Origin of the sequence: Rhizobium phaseoli (assembly GCF_003985125.1) — a bacterium.
Taxonomy (GTDB): domain Bacteria; phylum Pseudomonadota; class Alphaproteobacteria; order Rhizobiales; family Rhizobiaceae; genus Rhizobium; species Rhizobium phaseoli.
Map to the genome: position 1 here is coordinate 1 of NZ_ML133633.1, position 1,695 is coordinate 1,695.

Genomic DNA, 1,695 nt, shown 5'->3' on the forward strand with positions numbered 1-1,695 from the left:
TCCCATGTCTTCGGTGAAGTCTTGGTAATCTTTTTTCAACGACCATTGCTGCTGATCACTGCCGTTGAGCCGGCTCGCTATGCTCTCCCTACCCCTGGTTTGCAGCCAATCACTAAACTTTCGTTGATTGCTGGCCAGTCTCCAGACGACTCTCCTCTTGGAAGTCGAGGCCGATCCGAGCTTGCTCAGCTCTTCGTTGGCCAAGGCATCAATCATGAGGGCGTCGTCGGGATAAGGATGATGCTGTTTCAACTGCGACTCAGCGCCTAGATACTGCCGCAGCCGATCGAGACTCACGTTTATTTTTACTTCAACGTTAGTAGTAAATTCCCTAAAATCGTCCTTCAACGACCGTTGCTGCTCATCACTGCCAGTCAGGCGACTGCTTATGCTCCCCCGACCATTCTTTCGGAGCCAATTACTAAACCTCCGTTGATTGCTGGCCAGATTCAAGACGCCTTTCCTCTTGGAAGTCGAGTCCGGTCCGAGCTTGCTCAGCTCTTCATTGGCGAAGCCATCAATCATGCGGGTGTCGTCGGGATAAGGATCATGCTGTTTCAACTGCGACTCGGCGCCTAGATACTGTCGCAGCCGATCGAAACCCACGCTTATTTTTACTTCAACGTTAGTAGTAAATTCCCTAAAATCGTCCTTCAACGACCGTTGCTGCTCATCACTGCCAGTCAGGCGACTGCTTATGCTCCCCCGACCATTCTTTTGGAGCCAATCACTAAACCTCCGTTGATTTATCGCCATATTCTGGACAACTTTCCTCTTGGAAGTCGAGTCCGGTCCGAGCTTGCTCAGCTCTTCGTTGGCCAAGCCATCAATCATGAGGGCGTCGTCGGGATAAGGATTATGCTGTTTCAACTGGGACTCGGCGCCTAGATACTGCCGCAGCCGATCTAAACTCACGACCACTTTTCCCTCGGCCTCGGTAAATTTCCTAAAATCCTCCTGCAACGACCGTTGCTGCTGATCAGTACCCGTGAGTCGGCTGACTATGCTCCCCCTACCCTCCCTTTTGAGCCAATCGCTAAACTTTCGTTGGTTACTGGCATTTTTCTGAGAAATCGAGACCGGTCCGAACTTACTCAGCTCTTCCTTGGCCAAGCTATCAATGACGCGGGCGTCATCGGGATAGGGATCATGAATTCGGCGGCCCATCAGGCGCGGCCCAGCTCCAACGGCTTGGAGTTCTTGCCCCTCAGGTCCGAGCCTCCTGAAATGAGACAGCGCTGAGTTAAGACGGTTCTGATCGTCCTCACCGCTTGCCCAATAATCCGCGATATCAACGGCTAGTGAATCTGGATCGTTTAAAAACCGAGAAGCCATCGAATCTCTGTTTGCTGCTCGGAGCCAACGAGCGAACCTCCTAAGAATCCCTAAATTGTTCTCGACGGTAGCCTCGGGAACCCTTCCGTCCCCTCGGCCGATGCTACCGTCGGGTAGAATTTCATAGCCTCGGACTGCTTCCGCGAACTGGTTGATGCGGGTCTCGTCATCGGGATGCATGTCCCGGTCGGCGGGGCGACCACGCTTGGCGCCGACGCGAACCTTGGTTGAGGCCACGTGAGTCTCCGTTGCGGCATCGACGTCTTGCTGCCCCGAACCCCTCTCCGGCGCCAGCGACTGCGGCGTCACTCGCATCGAACCGCCCACGGATCTGCGACGCGGCACACGGTCGCCGGCGTC

The 1,695-nt window shown here is 54.6% G+C and carries 1 pseudogene; it reads right to left on the minus strand.

The features are described from left to right. A pseudogene (locus EFD56_RS32445) lies at positions 1–1,572 on the minus strand (Ulp1 family isopeptidase); the annotation flags it as partial. Positions 1,573–1,695: the final 123 nt, after the last annotated feature.